We start from the raw sequence: 24,171 nt of genomic DNA, 5'->3' as shown, positions 1-24,171 counted from the left end.
GCCCAAATACAATAAAAGCGTCATACCGCTGAAATTGGAGTTTGTTGTTTCCATAGTTTATTACCCAGGAGTAGCCTTCCTATGAAAATCTCCCCACAAGTGGCGATGACACTTCGCCAGATTATGCTGATGAACTTCGGTTTCTTCGGTATTCAATATAGCTTCGGGTTGCAGCAAACTGCAATTAATCCGATTTTCAGCTTTCTTCATGCCGACCCGAGCCAGTTGCCGATTTTGAATATGGCAGGTCCGATTACCGGTTTGCTGGTGCAGCCGATGATTGGTGCGATGAGTGACCGCACTTGGGTGCCGGGATTGGGCCGCCGCCGTCCGTATTTCTTGATTGGCGCCATCGGTTGCAGCCTCTGTCTCTTTATTTATCCGCACGTTACCGCCTTGTGGGTGGCCGTATTGTTGCTGTGGCTCTTGGATGTCAGTAACAATACCGCGATGGAACCTTTCCGTGCCTTTATTGCTGATACCGTTCCTGAACATCAACAGTATACCGGTTTCTTGATGCAGTCTGTGTTTACCGGTTTGGGTATTACACTGGCCAACGTTTCCCTCTACATCTTCCAGCAAATCGGCTGGTTGCAACAGACTTCTGAAGCGGGTATTCCGTATTGGGTATTTGGTTCCTTCTATATTGGTGCAGTTTGCTCTATCGGTTCGGTCTTGGTTACTGTGTTATCGACACCTGAACATGAGCCTAGTCCTGAGGAAATGGCGGCCATTAAAGCGCAACCAAGCGGTCCTGCTCATGCTGTTAAAGATATTATCGTTGCTGTACGCGAAATGCCGACTGCCCTGTGGCAACTGGCTTTGGTGTATCTCTTCCAATGGTACGCACTCTTTATCTACTGGCAATATATTTCCCACAGTATCGTTCAATCCGTTTGGGATTCGACTGTTGAAAATACCGAAGCGTATAGTCAAGCGGTTGCATGGACCGGTTTGGTAAACGCTTGCTACAACGTCGTAACCTTTATCTCCGCCTTCGGCCTGATGTGGATGGCACGCAAATACGCCGCCAAATATGTTCACGCCTTTGCTGTTACCCTTGCCGCGCTGGCCTTGCTCACCATTCCGCACATCGGCAATAAATACCTGATGTTTGCTCCGATGATTGGTTTCGGTGTCGGCTGGGCAAGTATGATGGGCGTGCCGTTTATGATTGTGGTCGGTTCTATTCCGAAAGAACGTTACGGCGTGTACATGGGTATTGTGAACATGATGATTGTGATTCCAATGCTGATTGAAACCGTATCTTTCGGCTGGGTGTACAGAACTTTCTTGGGTTCAAACCCTGCCAACGCGATGACTTTTGCCGGTGTTTCCCTGGCCATTGCCGCCGCATTGACTTTAACCATTAAAACTGCGGCCAAACCGGCTACTGCAGAATAACGAAGTTTTGATTTAAAACCAAAATGAAAAGGCCGTCTGAAACATGAAATGGTTTCAGACGGCCTTTTTTGTCGAAACGGATTCCATTTGCTGACCTGATCCGGTAAGCCTTATTGTCGCTGCGCTACCGTTCATCACTCAAATTGGCTATGACTACCGATTTTGCTTTACAATATCCTTCTTTAATTTATTTCGTTTTACCATCCTGATGACAGAACACATTTCCGCTCCAAGCCCATCTCCTATCGGCGAAGACTACCTGCTGTTAGGTCAGTACGCCGAACGCGCCTATCTCGAATACGCCATGAGCGTGGTCAAAGGCCGCGCGCTGCCTGAAGTTTCAGACGGCCAAAAGCCTGTACAACGACGTATTTTGTTTGCCATGCGCGATATGGGTTTGACGTCGGGGGCGAAGCCGGTGAAATCGGCGCGCGTGGTCGGCGAGATTTTGGGTAAATACCACCCGCACGGCGACAGTTCCGCCTATGAAGCGATGGTCCGCATGGCGCAGGATTTTACCTTGCGCTATCCCTTAATCGACGGCATCGGCAACTTCGGTTCGCGCGACGGCGACGGGGCGGCAGCGATGCGTTACACCGAAGCGCGGCTGACGCCGATTGCGGAATTGCTGTTGTCCGAAATCAATCAGGGGACGGTGGATTTCGTGCCGAACTACGACGGCGCGTTTGACGAGCCTGTACACCTGCCAGCACGTCTGCCTATGGTCTTGCTCAACGGCGCGTCGGGTATCGCTGTGGGCATGGCGACCGAAATTCCGTCGCACAATTTAAACGAAGTCACACAGGCGGCAGTTGCGCTGTTGAAAAAGCCAACGCTGGAAACCGCCGACCTGATGCAATACATCCCCGCGCCTGATTTTGCCGGCGGCGGTCAAATCATCACGCCGGCGGACGAATTGCGCCGGATTTACGAAACCGGCAAGGGCAGCGTGCGCGTGCGTGCGCGTTACGAAATCGAGAAGCTGGCGCGCGGACAATGGCGCGTGATTGTGACCGAGCTGCCGCCGAACGCCAATTCCGCCAAAATTCTTGCCGAAATCGAAGAGCAAACCAATCCGAAACCGAAAGCAGGCAAGAAACAGCTGAACCAAGACCAGCTCAATACCAAAAAGCTGATGCTGGATTTAATCGACCGCGTGCGCGACGAGTCAGATGGTGAACATCCCGTGCGTCTGGTGTTCGAGCCAAAATCCAGCCGCATCGATACCGATACCTTCATCAACACGCTGATGGCGCAAACTTCGCTGGAAGGCAATGTGTCGATGAACTTGGTGATGATGGGTTTGGACAACCGCCCTGCGCAGAAAAACCTGAAAACAATTTTGCAGGAATGGTTGGATTTCCGCGTCGTGACCGTAACACGCCGTCTGAAATTCCGTTTGAATCAAGTGGAAAAACGGCTGCACATCCTTGAAGGCCGTCTGAAAGTCTTTCTGCACATCGACGAAGTGATTAAAGTCATCCGCGAATCAGACGATCCGAAAGCCTATTTGATGGCGGCGTTCGGGCTGACCGAAATCCAAGCCGAAGACATTTTGGAAATCCGCCTGCGCCAGTTGGCGCGTTTGGAAGGGTTCAAACTCGAAAAAGAATTGAACGAATTGCGCGAAGAACAAGGCCGTCTGAATATCCTTTTGGGCGACGAAAACGAAAAACGCAAGCTGATTATCAAAGAGATGCAGGCGGACATGAAGCAGTTTGGCGACGCGCGCCGCACGCTGGTGGAAGAGGCCGGACGCGCCGTGCTGACGCAGACTACCGCCGACGAACCCATCACGCTGATTTTGTCGGAAAAAGGCTGGATACGCAGCCGTGCCGGGCATAACCTTGATTTGAGCCAAACCGCGTTCAAAGAAGGAGACCACCTCAAACAAACCCTCGAAGGCCGCACTGTTTTACCCGTCGTCATCCTCGATTCATTGGGCAGAACCTACACGCTCGATGCCGCCGAAATTCCCGGCGGACGAGGCGACGGCGTACCGGTTTCATCCTTAATCGAGTTGCAAAACGGCGCAAAACCCGTCGCCATGCTCACCGGCCAGCCCGAACAGCACTACCTGCTCTCAGGCAGTGGCGGCTACGGCTTCATCGCCAAGTTGTCCGATATGGTCGGACGCGTGAAAGCGGGTAAAGTGGTCATGACCGTGGACAGCGGCGAAACCGTCCTGCCGCCGGTTGCCGTCTATGCTTCTTCGCTGATCAATCCCGACTGCAAAGTCGTACTGGCCAGCAGTGACCACCGCCTCTTGGCGTTTTCCATCGGCGAGCTTAAAGTCATGCCTAAAGGCCGCGGTTTGCAGCTGATGTCGTTGGCCGATGGTGCATCTTTGGAACACATTATGGTGACGACCTCTCCTGAGTTTACCGTTGTATCGGTCGGCCGACGCGGTGCAGAACATCAGGAAAAACTGCGTATTGCCGATATTGACGGCAAACGCGGTAAAAAAGGCAAGGTATTGGAAATATCAGGCCGTCTGAAAAGTTTGTCCTGAAACAAGAACAAATATATCTAAATAAATTAAATTTATACGACATTGCATGATAATAAAAAAAGGTTCATTTATGAACAGAGCCAATCTTCAAGAACTGGGTAATCTGAGGGAGCGGATTCCCGGTGTAATCAACATTGCCCGAATAGCCATTGTCTTACCGCTTTTGGTTTTGCACTCTTTCGGCAGCTACACGGGCGGCAACCTGATTGGCATTTCGTTGCCGGACGTTGAGTTTTATATCTGGGTAACGCTGTATTTCCTCCTGATTATGCTCTCCGTGTTCCGCCCGGGCTGGCAGTGGCAGTCTTTGGATTTACCCAATGCCAGTGCCGTGGTCGACATCACCATGATGATGGTTTTGGTGTATATCTCCGGCGGTACGGCTTCCGGTTTCGGGATTTTGGTTTTGCCGTTTGTTGCTACGTCGTGTCTGCTCAGTTATGGCCACTACCCTATGCTGTATGCAGGCTATACGGCCATGCTGTTTATTTTGAACCTGTTTTTAGACGGCAGCATGCGTTTCGATTCGTTTAATTGGGACGCGAAATCAATGGTGAATTCTTCGATGCTGATCGGCGCAGGCTATCTGGTGGCGATGCTGACATCGTTTGCCGCCCGTTATTTGGAGCAGGCCACAGAGTCCGCCAGCCGCCATCAACTGGCCTACCGCCGTATCAGCGGCTTGAACCATTTGGTTTTGAACCGCGTACAGGAAGCGGTTGTGGTGATTGATGCGACCCAACGCGTGTGGCTGTTTAACAAACAGGCAAAAATCTATTTCCCCAGCCTGATTATCGATCAGCAGGAAATCGTGTTTGGCGAACTGGTGGCACGTTGGCAGCGCCAACCCGACAAACCTTTTGAAACCGATATCCATATTTTCCAACACGCCATGCACGTCCGTGCCGTTCCGCTGATTCAGGAGCAGACCGAGCTGCTGATGTTGTATGTCCGCTCATTGCGTGAAGTGGCTGCGGAGGCCATGTCCACCAAGCTGACTTCGCTCGGACAGTTGACTGCCAACCTTGCCCACGAAATCCGCAACCCGATGTCCGCCATCCGTCATGCCAGCGATTTGTTGCAAGAGGGCGATGAGGCAGACCCGCTCAAGGCCAAGCTCTACAACATCATCGACAGCAATATCCAACGCATCGACAAGATGTTGGAAGACGTATCCCTGCTTAACAAACGAGACAACATCAGCCGCCAGCCGATTAATCTGATGAAATTCTGGTTGGAGTTTAAGCAGGAATTTACCTTGAATAATCCCGATGCCATCGGCTGTCTGCGCATGAATATGGACGGCAACAACCTGACCGTATTGGTCGACTCCATGCACTTGCAGCAAGTGATGTGGAACTTGTGCAACAACGCTTGGCGACACAGCCGTCAGGACGAAAACGCCATTACCGTCCTGATCCGCCCTAGCGGCAGAATGCATATTTCCATCGTAGTGGCGGACAACGGCAAAGGCGTGCCACCGGATGTACGAAATCATCTGTTCGAGCCGTTTTACACCACCGAAAAACAAGGTACCGGCTTGGGGCTTTACGTCGCACGCGAGTTGGCACACGCCAATATGGGGCAGCTGCATTATCACCCTGAAATGAACGGGTTTGAATTGATTTTACCGAAGGAGCAAGCGCAGGATGAATAAATTGCAAGAGCCAGTTTTGGTTGTCGATGACGAGGCAGACATCCGCGACCTGATGGAAATGACCCTGATGAAAATGGGTCTGCGCGTCGATACTGCAGCTGGTGTTGAAGAAGCCAAAGACAAGCTGGACAACAACGATTATTCGCTGGTGTTGACTGATATGCGTATGCCCGACGGCTCCGGCCTCGAGGTTGTCCAATACATCGATGAATTAATGCTCGACACGCCCGTCGCCGTGATTACGGCTTTCGGCAATGCCGACCAAGCCGTTGAAGCCTTGAAAGCAGGGGCGTTTGATTATCTGCAAAAACCGATTACGCTGTCGCAGTTGCGTTCATTGGTTAAATCGGCAGTATCGGTCTCAGACAATACTGCCGAACCCACGCCGTCTGAAAAAGTCAAATTGCAGCCTGCGCCAGTTTCTGCCGCACTGTATAAACCCGAACCTCAACCGGCCAAGCCTGTCGTTACGCCTCCTAAGAGCGTACAGAGCGAATTTAACCGGCCTTTGACTGTTCCGGAAGGGCTCAATTCCTTAAAAGAGCGTTTTTCGGCCGGCAGCATCAATCCTGCTCTGCAACAAGAAGCACCTATATTGGAAGGCGAGGACGATATGCCGCGCCTGTTGGGTACCTCGCCGCAAATGGTCGAAGTACGCCACCTGATTCGCAGATTGGCCCACAGCCTTGTTCCTGTTTATATTTCCGGCGAGTCCGGTACGGGTAAAGAGCAGGCGGCGCGCACGATTCACGAGCTGTCCGACCGTGCCGACAAACCGTTTATTGCCGTCAACTGCGGTGCCATTCCTGAAAACCTGATGGAAAGCGAATTTTTCGGTTACAAAAAAGGCAGCTTTACCGGCGCGGATCAAGACCGTTTAGGTTTTTTCCAACACGCTGACGGCGGCACTTTGTTCCTTGACGAAGTTGCCGATTTGCCGCTTGCCATGCAGGTCAAACTCCTGCGCGCCATTCAAGAAAAAGCCGTGCGCCGTATCGGAGATGCGCGGGAAACCTTTGTGGATGTGCGCATTATTTGTGCAACCCATAAAAACCTCGAAGCTTTGGTTGAAAGCGGCGCATTCCGTCAGGACTTGTATTACCGCCTCAACGTAGTCTCCCTGCACATGCCGCCTTTGCGCGAAATGCGCGAAGACTTGGGCGCGTTGATTTTGTATCTGCTGTATAAACACCGTCACGGTAATCAAACCTACAAACTCAACCCGAAAGCCCAAGAAGCCCTGTTGCATTACAGCTATCCCGGCAACTTCCGCGAGTTGGAGAATATCCTCGAACGCGCCGTCGCACTGACGGTCGGCCAAGTGATACAAGTGGACGACTTGCAGATTCAAAATGCTCCGCAGGTTAAGGCTGAACGCAGCGGCTTCTCCTTTGACGATATTGCCGAACCTGACGCGCGCGAAACCACGCTCAATCACAGCCCCATTCCGCCGTTTGATCCGCGCACCATGCAGATACAGGATTACCTCGACCAAGTGGAACGCAGTATCATCGAGCAGGCTTTGCAGCAAACCCGTTACAACCGTACCCAAGCCGCCAAGCTTTTGGGCATCAGCTTCCGCTCTATGCGCTACCGCATGGAACGCTTGGACATCAATTAAAACGTTCAGACGGCCTGAGTTTTTAAGGCCGTTTGAAACATAAGCCTTATGTACAAGATTTATTTTGACGAAACCGCATCTACCGAACTTCGCAGCCTTGCTGCACCTTTCGGGCTGACCGTTATTGATCGGCAGCCTGAAGAAGGCAGTTTCCTTATCGCTGACGAAAGCGGCATCAGTTTGTGCCGCGCCGGTGAAAAAGGCCGTGTTCGCGTTGATTTTGATGGCGGTGCCGCCCATTATCGGCGCACTAAAGGTGGAGGCGAGTTGATTGCTAAAGCAGTCAATCACACTGCGCAACCGACTGTCTGGGACGCTACCGGCGGACTGGGGCGCGACAGTTTTGTGCTTGCCTCGTTGGGCTTGAATGTACAAACTTTTGAACAAAATCCTGCTGTTGCCTGTCTACTTTCAGACGGCCTCAACAGGGCAGGGCAAAGTGAAGAGACACGGGAGATTGCCCAACGCATTACTTTGCATTTCGGCAATGCCGTTGATTTAATGCAGGAATTGTCCACGCAAAACGGCAGACCTGATGTGGTGTATCTTGACCCGATGTATCCGGGGCGTCGCAAAACCGCCGCCGTGAAAAAAGAAATGGCTTACTTTCACGACTTGGTCGGCGCGGCACAAGACGAAGCCGAGCTTCTGGACGCAGCGTTGAATACTGCCAAAAAGCGCATTGTCGTCAAACGTCCGCGCTTGGGCGAATTTCTCGATAGGCGCAAACCTGCTTATCAATACACAGGCAAAAGCACGCGTTTTGACGTTTACCTTCCGACAAGGCCGTCTGAAGACTAGAAGCAAACTTGCAACATATCAAAAGAAACCGCCGGCGTTATCAGCGTGGCGGCAAAGTGTGATATAAATACCCTTTCCCAAACTTCATTGGAGCAAACTATCATGGAATTAGTATTCATCCGTCACGGACAAAGCGAATGGAACGCGAAAAACCTTTTCACCGGCTGGCGCGACGTCAAGCTGAGCGAGCAAGGTTTGGCAGAAGCCGCAGCAGCAGGTAAAAAGCTGAAAGAGAAGGGATACGAGTTCGACATCGCCTTTACCTCCGTTCTGACCCGTGCCATCAAAACCTGTAACATCGTTTTGGAAGAATCTGATCAACTGTTTGTTCCACAAATCAAATCATGGCGTTTGAACGAGCGCCACTACGGCCAGCTGCAAGGTATGGATAAAAAACAAACCGCAGAAAAATACGGCGACGAGCAAGTCCACATTTGGCGCCGCAGCTACGACACCCTGCCTCCGCTGCTCGATCCTAAAGACCCTAACTCCGCCCACAACGACCGCCGCTATGCCAACCTGCCTAGCGATGTCGTACCTGATGGCGAAAACCTCAAAGTTACCCTCGAGCGCGTCCTGCCTTTCTGGGAAGACCAAATCGCTCCGGCCATCTTGAGCGGCAAACGTGTATTGGTGGCGGCACACGGCAACTCCCTGCGCGCTTTGGCAAAACACATCGAAGGCATTTCCGACGAAGACATCATGGGCTTGGAAATCCCAACCGGTCAGCCGCTGGTGTACAAATTGGATGAAAACCTGAAAGTGATTGAAAAATTCTACCTGTAAGGTAAAGGGAAAAAAGGACGTGTTGGACACGTCCTTTTTTATATTTGTCTGTATTGAGGCCGTCTGAAAGCAATTGATGGCGGCGACATGAAAAAAGGACGCGTAAAGCGTCCTTTATGGAGATTAAAACCTGAAAAGTATTACTGGTTTTTCTCGATGATTTCTTTGAGGTGAGGCATAGGGCTGTAACCGCTTTGGCTGCGGCCGTTAGGGAAGACTACGGTCGGTGTGCCGTTGAAGCCGAATTGTTCGCCCAATGAAGTGGTTTCAGCAACAGGGTTTTCGCAGTTTGCTTTGCCGCTTGGGAGTTTGCCTTTGCGCATCCAGTCAATCCATGCCTGGGTCGGATTAGGTTGGCACCACAACAGCTCGGCTTTGCGCGCGGCATCAGGGTGCAGGCTCGGAATCGGCATCATGAATGTATAAATCGTGATGTCGGTCATTTTTTCAAACTCATGCTCCAAGCGTTTGCAGTACGGGCAGTCCGGATCGGAGAAAACAGCGACTTTCAGTTTGCCGTTGCCGCGTACTTCTTTGATGGCTTTGTCCAAAGGCAGCGAAGCGAAGTCGATTTTGTTCAAATCGGCGGCGCGTTCTTCAGTCATGCTTTGGCGCGTGTTGACGTTGATGAGGTCGCCAACAAGCATATAGTCGCCTTTGGCATCGGTATAGATGATTTGTTTGCCGCTGACGACAACTTCATAAATGCCTTTAATTGGTGTTTCACTGACGCTCAAAACTTTCAAATCTTGGGCGGCATAGACTTTTTCCAGACGTGCTTTCAAAGAAGCGGCAACGGATTTGTCGGCAGGCGCTTCCGCTTTGGCAGCCTGAGCAGGCGCCGCGTTGGCGTTGGATACGGCAGGTTGACCGCATGCCAACAAAGGAAGGACGGCAAACGGTGTTAAGATTTTGATTAACTTGGTTTTCATGCGAGAGACTTGCGTGTGTTAAAAGTAAGGCATTGTATCAAACCTCCGTCATGCCTGCATTGTATTGAGGCTCAAATTATCGTCTGAAAATAGCTTTCGGCTGTTAAAATACGAAAAAATGATTTGATTGTTTGTATGTTCTACCACCGTATTGCCGTAAACGTGCCGCTTTCAGACGGCCTTTTGACTTATTTCTATTCCAAGCCGCTTCCTCCGGGAACGCGGGTGCTTGTGCCTTTTCGCAATAAAACCGTTGTCGGGATTGTGTGGGAAACGGATATCGCGCCTAATATGGATACGGCGCGGATTTTGAGCGTTCAGACGGCCTTTGTAGAAGAAAAGCCGTTGCCTCAAAGCTGGCGTGATTTGTTGGCGTTTACGTCGCGTTATTACCACTATCCGACCGGGCAGGCGGTGTTTGCCGCGCTGCCGCAGGGTTTGAAGGAAACGCGCGCGGTGGAAATGCCGCAGCCACCGCTGTTTTACGCGCTGAACGAAGCGGGCAGGGCGCAAACGCCGCCGCCGGCTCGGTTCAACAAAAAAGTGGCTTTGTGGGACGCGCTGCTGTCGGGTGGAATGACGATGGCGGCGTTGAAGCAGGTAAATGCCCAGGCGGCGAAATTAATCGAAGATTGGGCGGAGCAGGGCTGGATTGAAACTGCGGAAGCGGCGAAGCCAGTTTTAAGGTCGTCTGAATTTCAGCTCAACTCCGACCAGCAGAAGGCTTCCGATGAAATTCAGACGGCCTTCGGTAAATTTCAGCCGTTTTTGCTGTACGGCATTACCGGCAGTGGCAAGACCGAGGTGTATTTCGATGCGATGGCGAAAGTGTTGGCGCAGGGGCGGCAGGTGTTGTTTCTGTTGCCTGAAATCAATCTTACTCCGCAGCTTTTGAAGCGAGTGGAAAACCGTTTTGCTGACGTACCGACTGCCGTGTTGCACAGCCAGATGGCGGCAGGCAAGCGCACGCAGGATTATCTGCGCGCCATGTTGGGGCAGGCGAAGCTGGTGATTGGCACGCGGCTGGCAGTGTTCACGCCTCTGCCTGATGTCGGGCTGATTGTGGTCGATGAGGAGCACGACGGCTCGTTCAAGCAGGACAACGAATTGCGCTACCACGCCCGCGATTTGGCGGTGTGGCGGGCGAAGCAGAGCGGCTGCCCCATTGTATTGGGTAGCGCCACGCCCAGCTTGGAGAGCTGGCACAAGGCGCAAAGCGGCGCGTACAGCCTGCTGCAACTGACCGAGCGCGCCCATGCTTCAGCACAACTGCCGCAAGTAGAAATTCTCAACGTAGGCCGTCTGAAACTAGACAATGGCTTCTCGCCGCAAGCCTTACAGCTTTTGAAACAGAATTTTGAAGCAGGCGGCATGTCGCTGGTGTACCTCAACCGGCGCGGCTTTGCACCCGCGCTGTTTTGCGGCGACTGCGGCCATACCTTCGGCTGCCCGAACTGCTCCGCCAAAATGGTACTGCACCAACGCGCCCGCCAACTGCGCTGCCACCACTGCGATCACCGCGAACCCATCCCGTACAAATGCCCTGACTGCGGCAACCAAGACCTGACCGCCGTCGGCCACGGCACGCAGCGCGTCGAAGAAACCCTGCGCGCCTTCCTGCCCAAGGCCGCCGTCGTCCGCGTCGACAGGGACAGCACCGCGCACAAAAATGACTGGGCGGATTTGTACCGCCGCATCGCAGACAACGAAATCGATATTCTGGTCGGTACGCAGATGCTCGCCAAAGGCCATGATTTCGCGCGGCTCAACCTTGTTATCGTGTTGAACGCCGATGGCAGCCTGTACAGCGCGGACTTTCGCGCGCCGGAAAGACTGTTCGCCGAGCTGATGCAGGTGTCCGGCAGAGCGGGGCGTGCCGACAAACCCGGCAAGGTGTTGATACAAACCCAACTGCCCGAACATCCCGTCTTCGCCGCCGTCAAAGCGCAGGACTACGCCGTGTTTGCCGAAAACGAATTGAACGAACGGCAAATGTTCGCCATGCCGCCTTTTGGTTTTCAGGCGGCCGTCCGTGCCGATGCGCCGCATGTTGCCGATGCGATGGAATTTCTCAACGCCGCCAAAGAAACCCTCACCCCGCTGTTGCCTGAAAGTGTCTCCCAGTTTGGCGCTGCTCCGATGCTGATGGTGCGCCTCGCCGAACGCGAACGTGCGCAAATTTTCCTCGAATCGACATCCCGACAAGATTTGCACCGCGCAGTGAGTTTGTGGGTACAGGTGTTGCAGCAAAACCGCGACGGCAAAATCAGATGGTCGGTAGACGTTGATATGCAAGAGGTTTGATTGGAATGATTCAATCCATAAGGAAATAAAAGGCCGTCTGAAAATCTATTTTTCAGACGGCCTTAAGTTTTGAAATCAGTTTAGAAGAATTTTGCAGCGATATAGCCGAGTGCAAGCAGGCTCAAAACGGCGAATACGATAGCCATTGTAAGCAGAAACTGTGTTTTCTTCCTCGCTGCAAGTGCGGCCAGCTCAGGATTTTGGCCTAACTCTTCGCGTAATTGGGATTCCAATTCGGCACGGATTTTTTTGCGCAGTTTTTTCTCTTCCTGCTCACGTTCATATTTGAGCTTGTGGGCAATTTCGGTTTGTTTTTTATGCTCGAAAGAGATTTTTTCCTGCCATTCAATGCGTTTGCGCTGGATGGCCAACTCATTTTTCTCTGTCAAATCAAAGTGGCAGGTTTTACATTCCTGTGCGTCTAATTCGTCAATAATCGTCATGCAGACGGGGCATTGGATAGGGTCGGGAGTGTTGACTGCCAACACGGGTTCTTCTTCAACCGCTTCCAACTCCATAGCCTGACGGACGATCACGTCCAAACCCAAATAGCTGAAGTAATGCTGCGCATTTTCGCGCTCGTCTTGGGTACATTTTTCGGCCACAATGGCTTGCGGACGCTCGGCCAAGGCTTGAATCAGGCTCTCGACTTCGTTTTCAGGCAGGTTGTCATACAGGCAGGCATGGATGCGCTCCCTATCCGTGTTCGGCGGATAGGAAACGTATACGTCGAAAAATTTTTCTTGTTTGCTCATTGATATCCCATGAGTATTTCGACTGCGTCAACCAAATGGGTTTAGCCTAAGGTTTTGTTATTGTGTTTGAGCTGTCTTGGCTTCTGATACGAGCCGGAACAGAGGCTGCAGTCTCAGGCAGACCAAGTACGGTTTGCCTTTGTGTCGTTAATCGGCTGGACAATAATTTTTTATTTATATGGAAATATGCATGTCCAATGTTATGTCTATTGTAGAGTAAATATTCACGCCCGATATTATTATAAGGTAAATCTGATATTGTTTAAAATAAATTCACACAAAAGGCCGTCTGAAGATACAGACGGCCTGTTTTTCATGAAGAAACGGATTGTTTATACGGAGAAGGACGAGCCGCAACCGCAAGTCGTTTCGGCATTCGGATTGCGGATGACGAATTGAGAGCCTTGCAGGCTTTCGGTGTAGTCGATTTCCGCACCAACCAGATATTGGTAGCTCATCGGGTCAACCAAGAACGTCAGGCCGTTTTTCTGGATTTCAAAATCGTCGTCGTTTTTGATTTCATCAAAGGTAAAACCATATTGGAAGCCGGAGCAACCGCCGCCGTTGACGAATACGCGCAATTTCAAATCGGGATTGTTCTCTTCAGCGATCAAGTCGGCAACTTTGGTGCAGCAGCTGTCAGTAAAGATAATAGGGCTTTCGTCTGACATGATGTGATTCCTTTTATATGAATATTTTTACTATTGTCGCGCAAACCGTTAGTCAAGGCAAGCTTGTGCAGACAGGGTCTGCCAGCTTACATGGAGGGCATGGCAGAAATTTCAAGCACCAGTATGTCAGATTTAGATGCTTCTGCCAAACCATTCGACACGGCCGATGATGGCAACGTCGTCGGTCGGGTTTTTCAAGTCGATTTCAAAAGTAGGGTAGGCTTCGTTGGCGGAAATGACGTTGACGATGCCGCCGGGTATCAGTTGCAGGCGTTTGACCAACAGGTTTTCGTTGAGGCGCAAAACATAGAGGCCGTCGCGCGGTGTGGTTTGGCCGTGATTGATGAGTATGGTGTCGCCATCATTCAGCACGCCTTCCATCGAGTCGCCTTTGACTGAGATAACGGAAAGGTTTTTGATGTCGCGCGTTACATAATTTTCAATCCAATAGCGTCGGAACGCCATGGCGAACATGGGCTGTTCGTCACCGACGAGCTGTCCGTGTCCGGCCGCGGCCTGGATGTCGTAACGCGGTACGAAGACAAATTCGTCTATATCGACTGGATTACCCAGTGTGTCGGTTGCCGTGGCTTTTGGGGCTTCGGAATCGGGGAAGGGAGAACCCTCACCTGTCAAAAGCCAGTCTATGCTGCAGCCTTTAAGTTGTTTGATTTTTTTTAGCGTTTCCGATTTCGGCAGGCCGCCTTCGTTCCAGATACGGCTGAATCCGGCGATGGTCATATCGATGTCGGCGGCAATTTTGGCTTGGCGGGCTTCATCTTTCCATAAGAAAGCCAGGCGGTCTTTAAAGGTATCCATGTTTATGCCTTTATGGAGGTATGTTTTTTATATGGTTTGGACGATTTGAGTTTATTTTACCTTAGTTTTTATAAGATTGTAAGAAAAAAATTACTTCATCTAAGAAAAAGTATTGCACATTTTATTTTTTCTTAGTATTATTCGTTTTGTCTTAGATAAATCGATATTTCTAGTTGTATATTTGATTTTTCTTAGTTTAGTTTTATTTGGTTTAGTTTTTCTGACTTAAACCTGCTATATGATTATGATGAGAGGTGTGAAATGACTCGTTCGCGTAAAAATATTTTTTGGGTGCTGCTGGCGTTGGTGCTGGGTTTTTTTGCCCTGCCTTTCGGATCTTCGGAAGCGCATGAAGCGGACGGTAATTTGACGGCTTCGGAATGCGAACGCTTGGGCAGCTTGAGTTTGGATCAGATGGACGGCAGGCTGCTGGCTTTTGCGAAAGAATGCGATATGGTGGAGGCTACCCACGATTGGGAGCAACAGTACGGCAACTTGAATGAAGAAGAAATGCTTGCCGGCGTGGTGTATGAGTGATGTTTGTGAATGAATCGATAAAGGCCGTCTGAACGATCAAAGTTTCAGACGGCCTTGTGTTTTTAATAAGGATGGCTGGCTTAAGGCATTAATGGTGCATTAGTCAGGCCGGTGGTTTCGGGCAGGCCGAACATAATGTTCATATTCTGCACGGCTTGACCGGCTGCGCCTTTAACCAAGTTGTCGATGACGGAAAGAACAATCCACACATCGTCTTGATCGGGCGCTTTTTGAACGCTGATACGGCAAATATTGGCGCCGCGCACGCTGCGAGTTTCGGGTGTCGAGCCTGAAGGCAGGATATCGACAAAAGGACTGTCGCGGTAGTATTCGCGCAGCAAGGCTTCAGGGTCGGTGTGTTCTTGCAGGTGCAGATACAGGGTGGCGTGCATGCCGCGTATCATCGGAACAAGGTGTGGCACGAAAATCAGGCCGTCTGAAACATGGTCTTGAAGTCCGGACAGGGTTTGTCGGATTTCAGGCAGATGGCGGTGGCCGCCGACGCCGTAGGCTTTGAAGTTGTCGCCTGCTTCGCACAATAGGGCATGGGTACTGGCTTTGCGGCCTGCACCGGAAACACCGGATTTACAGTCGGCAATCAGAGGCGCGTTGGCTTTCAGACGGCCAGCCTGAAGCAGTGGCAATAAGGGCAGGGAAACGCAGGTAGGGTAGCAGCCCGGATTGGCCACCAACATGGCTTTGGAGATGTCGTCTTTGTAAAGTTCGCACAAGCCGTACACTGCTTGGGAAACAAGTTGCGGCGCGGCATGGGTCATTTTGTACCATTTTTCCCATGTGGGGATGTCGCGGATGCGGAAGTCGGCAGACAGGTCAATCACGCGTACGCCTTTTTCGACAAGGGACGGTGCTTCTTTCATGGCTACGCCGTTGGGCGTGGCAAAGAACACGAGGTCGCAACGGTCAAGCCCGGCATCTTCAGGCGTTTGGAATGCAATGTCGTAAATGCCGCGAAGGCTGGGAAAGTAGTTGGCAACCGCAATACCGGCTTCGCTTCGGCTGGTGACAGCAGTAACCTCTGCGTTGGGGTGGCTGCTGAGCAGGCGCAACAATTCAACGCCTGTGTAACCGGTTGCACCGACGATACCAATTTTAATTTTTGTGGTCATGGTGTGGCTCCTTTGTAGGGATAACGATGCGTTTGATTATATAGTAATTGATTGCCGTCGGTCAGCGGTGCTTGTGCCAAGCTTTGCAAGGGACGGTTAAACAGGCCGTCTGAAATATGGCATGAATAATATTCGAGAGAGGATTTCAGACGGCCTGAGCGTTTGGAAAACGCAGTTTACGGTTTGATTTGTCTGTTGATTTGTGGTGGGTGTTTCGTCTTTATCCTATCCATACGAATACAAAATAAAAATGTAAAAAAATGCCCCCGGGTTGGAGGACCGGAGGCGAGTATCCAAGGAGTAGTTCTCATCAATAAGAACTAGTTACTTAGTACTATATCCCTTGTTAGGATTGAAAGCAAGCGTTTTGCACATTTTAACATTTAAATAATTTTTTCATTCAAATTCAGGGAACTATCAAACAGGGCTTGAATTTTGGGTTGGTGGCTGATGCCGATGACCAAAGTATCGGGCAAATGTTGCTTGAGGGTCTGCATCAACATCAGGGCGGATTCGTCATCAAGCTGGTTGGTGGCTTCATCTAGGAACAGGATTTGCGGTTTGTGCAGCAGTGCGCGTGCAAGGCTGAGGCGTTGTTGTTCGCCGCCGGAGAGGATGCCGTGCCATTCGTATGAAGTGTCCAAATCGTTCATCAACGTGTGCAGCCTACCCGTGGGGCTGCTTAAGCCGACTTGTTCCAAAACGGTTTGAATCAAATGGTCGTCTTGGCAGGCTGAGTAAGGGTAGCTGACGGTTTGACGCAGGGTATCGGTAGGCAGGTAAGGGCGTTGCGGGAAAAACAGGCGGCTGCCTTCAAGGGAAAAACTGCCGTGATAATACGGCCATAAACCGGCAAGCACGCGAAGCAGCGTGGATTTGCCGATGCCGCTTTTGCCTTCGAGCAATAGCCATTCAGGGGCATGGGCTTCAAGGCTGATGCCGGAGAGCAGGGGGGTGCCGGTTTGGGTGTGGATAGTAAGGTTTTGCAGGACTGCCTTGCCGCTATGATGCGGCAAATCTGTTTGGTGTGACTGAAGGGAGGGGCTTTTTTGTTCTGCTTGTTCCAAGGCCGTCTGAAAACCGGAAAGCCGTTCGATGACTGCCGCCCATTCAATCAAGCGGCGGTATGCATCGGTAAACCAGCCAAAACTGTCTTGGACGCGGGCAAACGATGTGCGCGTCTGCATCATGTCGCCGAAGGTCATGGTTTTGGCGAGGTACATGGGCAGGGTGGCGAGAATGGGGATGAAGATGCTGATGCGCACATAGGTCGCCCAAAAGGTTTCTTGGCGGAATTCGCAGTTGGTCAGCCGTCGCCAGTTGTCGCGGATGCGTAGATAACGCTGTTTCAGACGGCCTGTTTCGGCTTCGCCGCCGTTGTAGAAGGCGATTTGTTCGGCATGGTCGCGTACGCGTAAAAGGGCTGCGCGGTAGTCGGCTTCGCGGTGCTGGCGGTCGATGTTGAGGTTTTTAAGTTTGCGGCCGACAAGATGGGCGATGATGGTGCTGAAGATGGAATAAATCAGTGCAACCCAAACAAGGTAGCCGTAAACGGTAATGCTGTATCCGCCGATGTTGAAAGTCTGTACGCCGGACAGCGTCCACAGTACGGCGACAAACGCGCTGAATTTGGCAATATTATTGATGAAGGAACGAAAGAGGCTGATACTTTTGTCGGCGAGGAGGTAGATGTCTTCGGCAATACGCTGGTCGGGGTTGTCCGGTTCGCCCGTCAGGCGCAGGCGGTAGTGTTTGTGGCCTTCGAGCCAGTTTGTTTGGAATTGATCGGTCAGATGGGTGCGCCAACGGAAGATGAGGCGTTTTTGCAGCCAGTCGGCACAAACGATACAGCCGATAACCATCGCCATATAGCCGAGGTATTCGACAATGAGTGATGGCATGGATGCGCCGTCAAACGCGGCCAGCGCGTCATAGAAGCGTTTGTCCCATGCGGCAATCCAAACGCTGATGGTGATGGAGAATAGGGTAAACCCTATCAAAACGGCGAGCATCAGCCATTGGAGGCGGCCGTGTGCCCCTGACCAAAAAGGGCGGGCGAGGTAAAAGAATTTTTTGAGTGTTTTCATAATGCTTGTGAATGCGTGCGAATGGCCGTCTGAAAGTGAAATTGTACTTTCAGACGGCCTTTTTATCAGCAATAGTTGGTTTATGCTTTTAAAAAATGAGCGGTCAACCCGTGCTTGCTATGCTGCTATTTACATTTTCCATTTTAGGCTGAACACGGCATTGCGCGGTTCGCCGTAGAAGTTGCCGCTGTTTAAGCCGCGGCTGTATTGGTTTTCGTAGTAGCGTTTGTCGGTCAGGTTGTTGACTGCCAGCCCCAGTTGCAGGTTTTTGCTCGGGCGGTATTGGACGTTGGTATTCCAAATGGTGTAGCCGCCTTGCTTGAGTGAGCTGGAAGAATTAGCGGTTTTGCTGCTGCTCTTCAAGCCAAGACCGACTGTCCATTTGCCGTCATCAACCGGCAGGACATAGCTGGTGTAGAGACGGAACATATGTTTCGGCGTATGGCTGCTGAAGTTGTAGCCTTTTTGGCGCGATTCAACATTGCCGGTAACGCTGCTGCGGTTGGTGCTGCGGTTGAAGGTGTAGCCTGCGTAAACTTGCCAACGGTCGGTCAGGCTGCCGGAGATTTCGGCGTCCAAGCCGCGGCTGCTTTGGTTAAGCGGTTCCCAGTAGGCGTGCGGTTTGGCGTTGACGCGTTGGTTGTTGTTGTCTTTGTCGGTGCGGTAGAGGGCGACCGAGGTGTTCAGACGGCCTTCGTTCCATTCGCCTTTCCAACCGATTTCGTAGTTACGCCCCATAATCGGCGGCAGCAGGTTGTCGTTGAAGTCGCGGTTCATCGTTTGCTTAAAGATGGATGTGTAGGCGGCGTAAACGCTTTGCTTAGGGGTGATGTCGTAAGTGATGCCGGCATAAGGAACGAAGCGGTTGCGTTTGAGCGAGTCTGATGAACCTGCTACCCCGTCTTTGAGGTCGCGATCCCAATAGAAGTCGCGTTTCCAGCTGGTATAGCGTCCGCCTGCGATGATGTGTAGTTTGTCGGTAGGATTGATGCGCGCGCCCAAACCGAAGGCATGGGTAGTATAACGGCCGTTGCCGCCACGGGCTTTGGCTGTGGCGGCATCCCAATCGGGTTTGGCTTTTTCGCTGCCGTTGAAGGCATCTGCGTCATAGGTACTGCTGTCATCAAACCAGCGGTTGCTTGAGTTCACGTTCTCTTTGGAATAGCTGTGCATGAAGAAGAGGTCGTGATTTTGGCCGAAAGCGAAGATGCGGCCGGTCAAGTTGTTTTGGAAAGTGAACTGACGGTTGCCTGCATCGTAACGGTCGAAGCTGTATGTACTTCCCAGGCCGTCTGTACCGATGCCGTTACCTGTGCCGCCCAGCGTGTAATATTCTTTTGAACTGGTGTTCTTGCGCCAGTCCAGTTTGCTGCTCAGTTTCCAGTTGTCGTTGAAATAATGTTCTAATTCGGCAAAAAGATTGTATTTTTTCAGGCGGGCTTCGTTCCAATCCGCACCCAGATAGCGGCTGCGTTTCCACTCTTTGCCGTCTGCACGCATCGGCAGGCCGTCGGGGTCGGGTGTTTCGGTTTGGTTGAGATAGCTTGCGCCCCAAGTAAGTTTGCTGTTGTCGCCGATGTCTTTGTCCATCACACCATACAGAAGGAGGTCGCGGCCGCCAGATTGGTCTTTGAAAGTTTTGTTACTGCCAACCGAGCCGACAAAGCGTCCGCGCAGGCCGTGCTCTTGGCTTAAGGTACCGGATGCATCAAAGACACTGTTTACTTTGCCCCATGAGTTTGCCATCAAATCGGCGGAAAGCTGGCGTTTTGCAGTCGGCTTTTTACGGACGGCGTTTACCGTGCCGCCGGGTTCGTTGTTTGCCTGTGTCAAACCTGCCGCACCGCGCACCACTTCAATGTGGTCGTACATTGCCATATCGGTTGCACTGGTCGGGTCGCCGGCCGGGCCGCCTAAGCCGAATCCGCCGGGAGAGCCGAGTTGCGTGGCAATGCCGTCTTCTTCAAACTGTTCGATAAAATAGCCGCGCGACATGAAATGCGTGCGTCCGCCGCTTTTGAAAACATTGATGCCTGTAGCGTTTTGCAAGGCACCTTCTAAGTCGGTAATGCCTTGGTCTTCAATTTGTTTTTTAGTAATGACGCTGACAGATTGGGGGATTTCCCGCGGAGAGAGCACCAGCCCTGTGGTTGAGCGCAGGGCGGATACTGTGTAGCTGTTTTGACTTTCAGTGCGCAGGCTTTTGTTTTTACCCACTACGGTAACTTGTTCCACTTCAGCCTGTTGTACCTCTTCGGCAGCTTGTGCGGCTTGGGGCAATGCGGCAAGGCAGAGGGCAAGTGTGCTTAGTTTGAATAGTTTCTTAGAATGATGTATTTGATGAGGTCCTTGATAAAGAAAGGGCTGTTTGTTTTTAAATATTGGCGGCAATATCTGTTTAAATTGAGCAGTTATTTTTTATAATCCGTTTTGTTTTAAAAATTAAATTTAAATCTCCGAATCATTTTATTTGATTCAATTTTGATTTTGCCAAACCATCGGGTCAAAAAAAGGTTGCCGCCGGAAAGGGAGCCGTTGGCAACGAATGGAGGTGGTAATGCAATGAAAGCTAGATATAAGGGGTAGTACCAAACTAGCTATAAAGAACTATATCGAAACTGTAAGAAAAAGCAACAGGAATTTTTTTCGGTTGAGAAAATTTTTTAGACTGTTTGCTTTATATCAAGATTTAAAAAAGTTTGATTGGAAAAGGCCGTCTGAAAATGGAAAGAATCGGTTTCAGACGGCCTTTGAATCAAGCGGGGTTAGAACTTGTAATCGACTTTGAACATGACGTTGCGCGGTTGGCCATAGTAGTTGTTCGCGCCTTTGCTGCTGACTTTGTTGTTCTCGTAGTAGTAATGGTTGAACAGGTTGGTCGAAATCAGTGCAAGTTTCAGGTTTTTCGATGCCTGATAATCAATGTTGGCATTGAATACCGCATGACCGCCGCGCTTCACGCCGTAGAGGCTGGCGGTTTTGCTTTGTGCGGTTACGCCGCCGCCGATGGTCCATTTTTTGCCGTCAAACGGCAGGTTGTAGCTGGTGTGGAGGCGCAGCATGTGTTTTGGCGTGTGCAGGCTGAAATTAGTGCCTGCGGGGACGGTGCCTTTGCTTTCCGCTTCAAGATATTTGGACCGGTTGAACGTATAACCTGCAAACAGTTTCCAATCTTCGCTCAGGTTGCCGGATATTTCGGCTTCGATGCCGCGGCTGCGGACTTTGCCGACGGGTTCCCAATACCATTTTTGGTCTGCCGTATCCCAAACCTGCACCGCGCGGTTTTTCTGTTCGATGTCAAACAGGGCAAGCGAGGTATTCAGCTTGCGGTCAAACCATTCTCCCTTCCAGCCGATTTCGTAGTTCGCGCCGGTAACGGGTTCAAGATAGGATTTGTCTTTGCGCTGATTGCTGTTCGGTTTGAAGATGGATGTGTAGCTGGCATACAGGCTTTGGTTCGACGTCAAATCGTAGGTAACGGCGAAATAAGGATTGAAACGGACGGTTTTGCGGTCGGTAACCGAATCGGGATCGCTGTCTATCTTGCCGCCCGTGTAGAAATAGTCGGTTATATATTTCGATTTGATGTGGTTCCAACGCGTACCTGCCATGATGTGCAGTTTTTCTTTCAACATATTGAAACGGAAGCCCAAAAGCAGCGCGTGGGTGGTACGTTTGGAATGGGTTTCCCAATACATCTGATAAGGTGTGGCGTGCCAGTCGGCGGGTTCGGCGATTTCGTTGCCGGTAAAGGTCATCGGGTCGAAGGAAACGCCTGGGTTGTATTGACGGCGACTGCCGTTGTTTTTGGTGTGCGTGTAAGTGTATTCGGTAAAGATTTTCTGCGGCACGCCCGCAATTTCAAATTTGCCGTTCAAATTGTTTTTGAAAGTCAGTTGTTTTTCGTCATTGTCGTAACGGCTCAACCAGCCAGAGGCTAATGCACCGCCGGGCGTGTAGCCTGCGTAGGACGTGGACGTATTGTAAATGCCGCTGTTTTTCTTGATATTTTCGTTGTAGTTATAATCCAGCTTGCCGGTATAACGCCAGTTGTCGTTGAAATAGTGTTCTACTTCGGCGAATGCGTTCGCCTTGTCGTAAACGCCTTTGTTCCAGTTGTAGCCCAGATAGGTATCGCGCGGCAGGTTCAATGCCACGCCCCAGTCGTCGGGCTTGGTGTGTTTGCGTTGATAGAGGCCGCCCCAAGTGATTTTGGTGTTGTCGCCGACGGATGCGTCCATCACGCCGTAAAGCGTGGCATTGCCGCCTTTGACGCGGTCTTTGAAATTTTTGTCGCGTTCCAATGCGACGACGGCGCGGCCGCGCAAAGTGCCTTCATCGTTCAGACGACCTGAAAAGTCCCCCGTGGTGCGGACTTTACCGAAGCGGTCGATTTGGGCTTCACCCTGAATAATGCGTTCGCCGGTGGGGCGTTTGCGTACGGCGTTCACCGTACCGCCCGGCTCGCCGTTTGCCTGCGTCAGCCCGGTCGTCCCGCGCACGACTTCGATATGGTCGTAAACGGCGATGTCGTTCATGCTTTGCGCGTCATACATCGGATTGTTGATGGCGCCGGGGACGGTAGATGAGATTCCGTCCTCTTCGATTTGGTCGATATAGAACCCGCGCGATTGGAAGCGCGGAATGCCGGCATCACGGATGACGTTTACGCCGGTGGTGGTTTTCAGGGCATCAACCAAGTTGGTAATCCCCTGCTCATTGATTTGTGTCTTGGTAATCACGCTTACCGACTGCGGCGTTTCTTTCGGAGACAAGGCAAGCCCGGTGGTGGTACGCATGGCTGAAGTTGTGTAGGAGTCGCGGTTTTCGGTGCGGGTGGAACGGTTTTTGCCGGTTACGTTGACGGTTTGCAGCTCGGCAGTTTGTTCGGGCCGGGGTGTTGCCGTGTTTTCTGCTAAGGCTGCATAAGGCAGAGTGGCAATAATGAGTGCTAATGTTTTAAGGGTTGGGGCGTTCATGAACGTCTTTCTATAATTAAAATATAATAATAATAATTATATTTTACGATAATTTTGTTGTTTTGTAATTTAAGAACAAGATTTTGAGGGTTTTTAGCGGATTTATGTTGTTTTTATGGTTTTTTAAGGTGTTTTTGAAATTAAACTAGCTAAGGGAATCAAGCGACAGGCCGTCTGAAAATTTTCGGGGTTGTTCGGCTATAATGCTGTTTTGGTTTTTTTAAGGCCTTTGCAAAAATACGGTTTTGTTGTTTTAAGCTGAATGTGGGTTGTAAGGGTTTTGGGGTATGAGGAGAATGAGATGAAGAAAGTTTTGGTGTTGCAACATGGAGATTTGGGCGCTTGCGACTGGTCGGCGTTTGGCGGTTTGGTGTCTGCGCCATCAGGGAAGTCAGTGTTGCGTGTGCCGGTTGATGATGATTTTGAATTGACGGACGAGATGCGTGCGGCGTTGATTGCGCAGCAGATAGATGGTGCGGTATTGCCGGATGTGGCTTTTGCTGATTTGGGACTGATTGTCAGCGATATGGATTCGACGCTGATTACGATTGAGTGCGTGGATGAGATTGCGGCCGGTGTTGGGCTGAAGGATGAGGTGGCTGCAATTACGGAGCAGTCGATGCGTGGCGAGCTGGACTTTGAGCAGTCTTTGCGTAAGCGTGTGGCTTTGCTGTCCGGTTTGGACGAGCGCGTGTTGGAAGAGGTGTACGAGAATGTGTTGCAGCTCTCGCCGGGCGCGGAATTTTTGTTGGAAGAGTGCAAACGGAATGATGTGAAGTTTATGCTGGTGTCGGGCGGGTTTACGTTCTTTACGGAACGCCTGCAACAGCGTTTAGGCTTGGATTTCCATTTTGCGAATGTGTTGGAAGTGGAAAACGGCAAGCTGACAGGCCGTCTGAAAGGGCGGATTATCGATGCGCAGGCTAAGACGGATTTGCTGCGTGAATACCGTGAGCTTCTGGGTTTGGCTCCGTGGCAGGTAGTGGCGATGGGTGATGGTGCGAACGATATTCCGATGATACGGGAGGCGGGATTCGGCATTGCTTATCGGGCGAAACCGAAAACTGAAGCGAATGCGGATGCGTGCGTGCGCTTTGGTGGTTTGGAACGGATACGTGGTTGGTTTGCGTAAACGGTTTGAGGATGTTTGTCAGTCAGGCCGTCTGAATAATCGGGAAA

General features: G+C 51.2%; 17 protein-coding genes. 9 read left to right on the top strand and 8 right to left on the bottom strand.

Features of this window, described 5'->3' with window-relative positions:
- Positions 1 to 81 precede the first annotated feature (81 nt).
- The 6 genes from O3682_RS08435 to O3682_RS08410 all read left to right on the top strand — a co-directional run bounded on the left by O3682_RS08435 (position 82) and on the right by O3682_RS08410 (position 8,781).
- Positions 82 to 1,404 carry an MFS transporter gene (locus O3682_RS08435; protein WP_371509570.1) on the top strand — a complete coding sequence of 441 codons (1,323 nt, stop codon included), beginning with the start codon at positions 82 to 84 and terminating at the stop codon, positions 1,402 to 1,404.
- 208 nt (positions 1,405 to 1,612) lie between these two features.
- Positions 1,613 to 3,916, top strand: coding sequence for a DNA topoisomerase IV subunit A (gene parC / locus O3682_RS08430; RefSeq protein WP_371509569.1), 2,304 nt, complete (start codon positions 1,613 to 1,615; stop codon positions 3,914 to 3,916).
- 70 nt (positions 3,917 to 3,986) lie between these two features.
- Positions 3,987 to 5,573, top strand: a complete 1,587-nt coding sequence (locus O3682_RS08425; protein ID WP_371509568.1) for a two-component system sensor histidine kinase NtrB — start codon at positions 3,987 to 3,989, stop codon at positions 5,571 to 5,573.
- Positions 5,566 to 7,194 carry a sigma-54-dependent transcriptional regulator gene (locus O3682_RS08420; RefSeq protein WP_371509567.1) on the top strand — a complete coding sequence of 543 codons (1,629 nt, stop codon included), beginning with the start codon at positions 5,566 to 5,568 and terminating at the stop codon, positions 7,192 to 7,194. Before O3682_RS08425 ends, O3682_RS08420 begins: the two co-directional genes overlap by 8 nt.
- A gap of 48 nt (positions 7,195 to 7,242) precedes the next feature.
- A complete protein-coding gene (locus O3682_RS08415; protein WP_371509565.1) occupies positions 7,243 to 7,995 on the top strand; it encodes a class I SAM-dependent methyltransferase in 753 nt (250 codons plus the stop codon).
- A gap of 102 nt (positions 7,996 to 8,097) precedes the next feature.
- Positions 8,098 to 8,781: a 2,3-diphosphoglycerate-dependent phosphoglycerate mutase gene (locus tag O3682_RS08410; RefSeq protein ID WP_049337039.1), complete on the top strand. Its 684-nt coding sequence runs from the start codon at positions 8,098 to 8,100 to the stop codon at positions 8,779 to 8,781.
- Between the two features lie 140 nt (positions 8,782 to 8,921).
- On the opposite strand, the gene O3682_RS08405 is transcribed toward O3682_RS08410, so the two are convergent.
- Positions 8,922 to 9,713 (bottom strand): DsbC family protein, encoded by a 792-nt coding sequence (locus O3682_RS08405; protein WP_070608512.1) that lies wholly within the window; start codon positions 9,711 to 9,713, stop codon positions 8,922 to 8,924.
- Positions 9,714 to 9,848: 135 nt separating this feature from the next.
- Between O3682_RS08405 and O3682_RS08400 the strand changes: the two genes are divergently transcribed.
- Complete coding sequence (locus O3682_RS08400; RefSeq protein ID WP_371509563.1) at positions 9,849 to 12,017, top strand: primosomal protein N'; 2,169 nt, start codon at positions 9,849 to 9,851, stop codon at positions 12,015 to 12,017.
- A gap of 80 nt (positions 12,018 to 12,097) precedes the next feature.
- On the opposite strand, the gene O3682_RS08395 is transcribed toward O3682_RS08400, so the two are convergent.
- From O3682_RS08395 to O3682_RS08385, 3 genes are all read right to left on the bottom strand, one after another.
- Complete coding sequence (locus tag O3682_RS08395) at positions 12,098 to 12,772, bottom strand: hypothetical protein (protein WP_004518836.1); 675 nt, start codon at positions 12,770 to 12,772, stop codon at positions 12,098 to 12,100.
- Positions 12,773 to 13,104: 332 nt separating this feature from the next.
- Positions 13,105 to 13,443, bottom strand: a complete 339-nt coding sequence (gene erpA / locus O3682_RS08390) for an iron-sulfur cluster insertion protein ErpA (protein WP_003680162.1) — start codon at positions 13,441 to 13,443, stop codon at positions 13,105 to 13,107.
- A gap of 132 nt (positions 13,444 to 13,575) precedes the next feature.
- On the bottom strand, positions 13,576 to 14,262 hold the full coding sequence (locus O3682_RS08385) for a S24 family peptidase (protein WP_003680158.1): 687 nt from the start codon (positions 14,260 to 14,262) through the stop codon (positions 13,576 to 13,578).
- 261 nt (positions 14,263 to 14,523) lie between these two features.
- Between O3682_RS08385 and O3682_RS08380 the strand changes: the two genes are divergently transcribed.
- Positions 14,524 to 14,799 carry a hypothetical protein gene (locus O3682_RS08380; RefSeq protein WP_003748371.1) on the top strand — a complete coding sequence of 92 codons (276 nt, stop codon included), beginning with the start codon at positions 14,524 to 14,526 and terminating at the stop codon, positions 14,797 to 14,799.
- 80 nt (positions 14,800 to 14,879) lie between these two features.
- Here the strand turns inward: O3682_RS08380 and argC are convergent, their stop codons facing one another.
- From argC to O3682_RS08360, 4 genes are all read right to left on the bottom strand, one after another.
- Positions 14,880 to 15,926: an N-acetyl-gamma-glutamyl-phosphate reductase gene (gene argC, locus O3682_RS08375; RefSeq protein WP_371509560.1), complete on the bottom strand. Its 1,047-nt coding sequence runs from the start codon at positions 15,924 to 15,926 to the stop codon at positions 14,880 to 14,882.
- A 383-nt stretch (positions 15,927 to 16,309) separates the two neighbouring features.
- Positions 16,310 to 18,013: an ABC transporter ATP-binding protein/permease gene (locus O3682_RS08370; RefSeq protein ID WP_371509558.1), complete on the bottom strand. Its 1,704-nt coding sequence runs from the start codon at positions 18,011 to 18,013 to the stop codon at positions 16,310 to 16,312.
- A 129-nt stretch (positions 18,014 to 18,142) separates the two neighbouring features.
- Complete coding sequence (locus O3682_RS08365) at positions 18,143 to 20,350, bottom strand: TonB-dependent siderophore receptor (protein ID WP_371509583.1); 2,208 nt, start codon at positions 20,348 to 20,350, stop codon at positions 18,143 to 18,145.
- 428 nt (positions 20,351 to 20,778) lie between these two features.
- Positions 20,779 to 22,992, bottom strand: coding sequence for a TonB-dependent siderophore receptor (locus O3682_RS08360; protein WP_371509556.1), 2,214 nt, complete (start codon positions 22,990 to 22,992; stop codon positions 20,779 to 20,781).
- 301 nt (positions 22,993 to 23,293) lie between these two features.
- On the opposite strand from O3682_RS08360, the gene serB reads away from it, so the two are divergent.
- Positions 23,294 to 24,124, top strand: coding sequence for a phosphoserine phosphatase SerB (gene serB, locus O3682_RS08355; RefSeq protein WP_371509555.1), 831 nt, complete (start codon positions 23,294 to 23,296; stop codon positions 24,122 to 24,124).
- Positions 24,125 to 24,171: the final 47 nt, after the last annotated feature.

Origin of the sequence: Neisseria sp. 27098_8_112, from assembly GCF_041433235.1 — a bacterium.
Taxonomy (GTDB): domain Bacteria; phylum Pseudomonadota; class Gammaproteobacteria; order Burkholderiales; family Neisseriaceae; genus Neisseria.
The sequence above is the reverse complement of the archived record's forward strand: the minus strand, read 5'-3'. Positions and strand labels throughout refer to the sequence as shown.

Excerpts from the sequence above, each read along its gene's own strand:
- O3682_RS08435 (WP_371509570.1), top strand. The coding sequence starts at position 82 with ATGAAAATCTCCCCACAAGTGGCGATGACACTTCGCCAGATTATGCTG.
- parC (WP_371509569.1), top strand. The coding sequence starts at position 1,613 with ATGACAGAACACATTTCCGCTCCAAGCCCATCTCCTATCGGCGAAGAC.
- O3682_RS08425 (WP_371509568.1), top strand. The coding sequence starts at position 3,987 with ATGAACAGAGCCAATCTTCAAGAACTGGGTAATCTGAGGGAGCGGATT.
- O3682_RS08420 (WP_371509567.1), top strand. The coding sequence starts at position 5,566 with ATGAATAAATTGCAAGAGCCAGTTTTGGTTGTCGATGACGAGGCAGAC.
- O3682_RS08415 (WP_371509565.1), top strand. The coding sequence starts at position 7,243 with ATGTACAAGATTTATTTTGACGAAACCGCATCTACCGAACTTCGCAGC.
- O3682_RS08410 (WP_049337039.1), top strand. The coding sequence starts at position 8,098 with ATGGAATTAGTATTCATCCGTCACGGACAAAGCGAATGGAACGCGAAA.
- O3682_RS08405 (WP_070608512.1), bottom strand. The coding sequence starts at position 9,713 with ATGAAAACCAAGTTAATCAAAATCTTAACACCGTTTGCCGTCCTTCCT.
- O3682_RS08400 (WP_371509563.1), top strand. The coding sequence starts at position 9,849 with ATGTTCTACCACCGTATTGCCGTAAACGTGCCGCTTTCAGACGGCCTT.
- O3682_RS08395 (WP_004518836.1), bottom strand. The coding sequence starts at position 12,772 with ATGAGCAAACAAGAAAAATTTTTCGACGTATACGTTTCCTATCCGCCG.
- erpA (WP_003680162.1), bottom strand. The coding sequence starts at position 13,443 with ATGTCAGACGAAAGCCCTATTATCTTTACTGACAGCTGCTGCACCAAA.
- O3682_RS08385 (WP_003680158.1), bottom strand. The coding sequence starts at position 14,262 with ATGGATACCTTTAAAGACCGCCTGGCTTTCTTATGGAAAGATGAAGCC.
- O3682_RS08380 (WP_003748371.1), top strand. The coding sequence starts at position 14,524 with ATGACTCGTTCGCGTAAAAATATTTTTTGGGTGCTGCTGGCGTTGGTG.
- argC (WP_371509560.1), bottom strand. The coding sequence starts at position 15,926 with ATGACCACAAAAATTAAAATTGGTATCGTCGGTGCAACCGGTTACACA.
- O3682_RS08370 (WP_371509558.1), bottom strand. The coding sequence starts at position 18,013 with ATGAAAACACTCAAAAAATTCTTTTACCTCGCCCGCCCTTTTTGGTCA.
- O3682_RS08360 (WP_371509556.1), bottom strand. The coding sequence starts at position 22,992 with ATGAACGCCCCAACCCTTAAAACATTAGCACTCATTATTGCCACTCTG.
- serB (WP_371509555.1), top strand. The coding sequence starts at position 23,294 with ATGAAGAAAGTTTTGGTGTTGCAACATGGAGATTTGGGCGCTTGCGAC.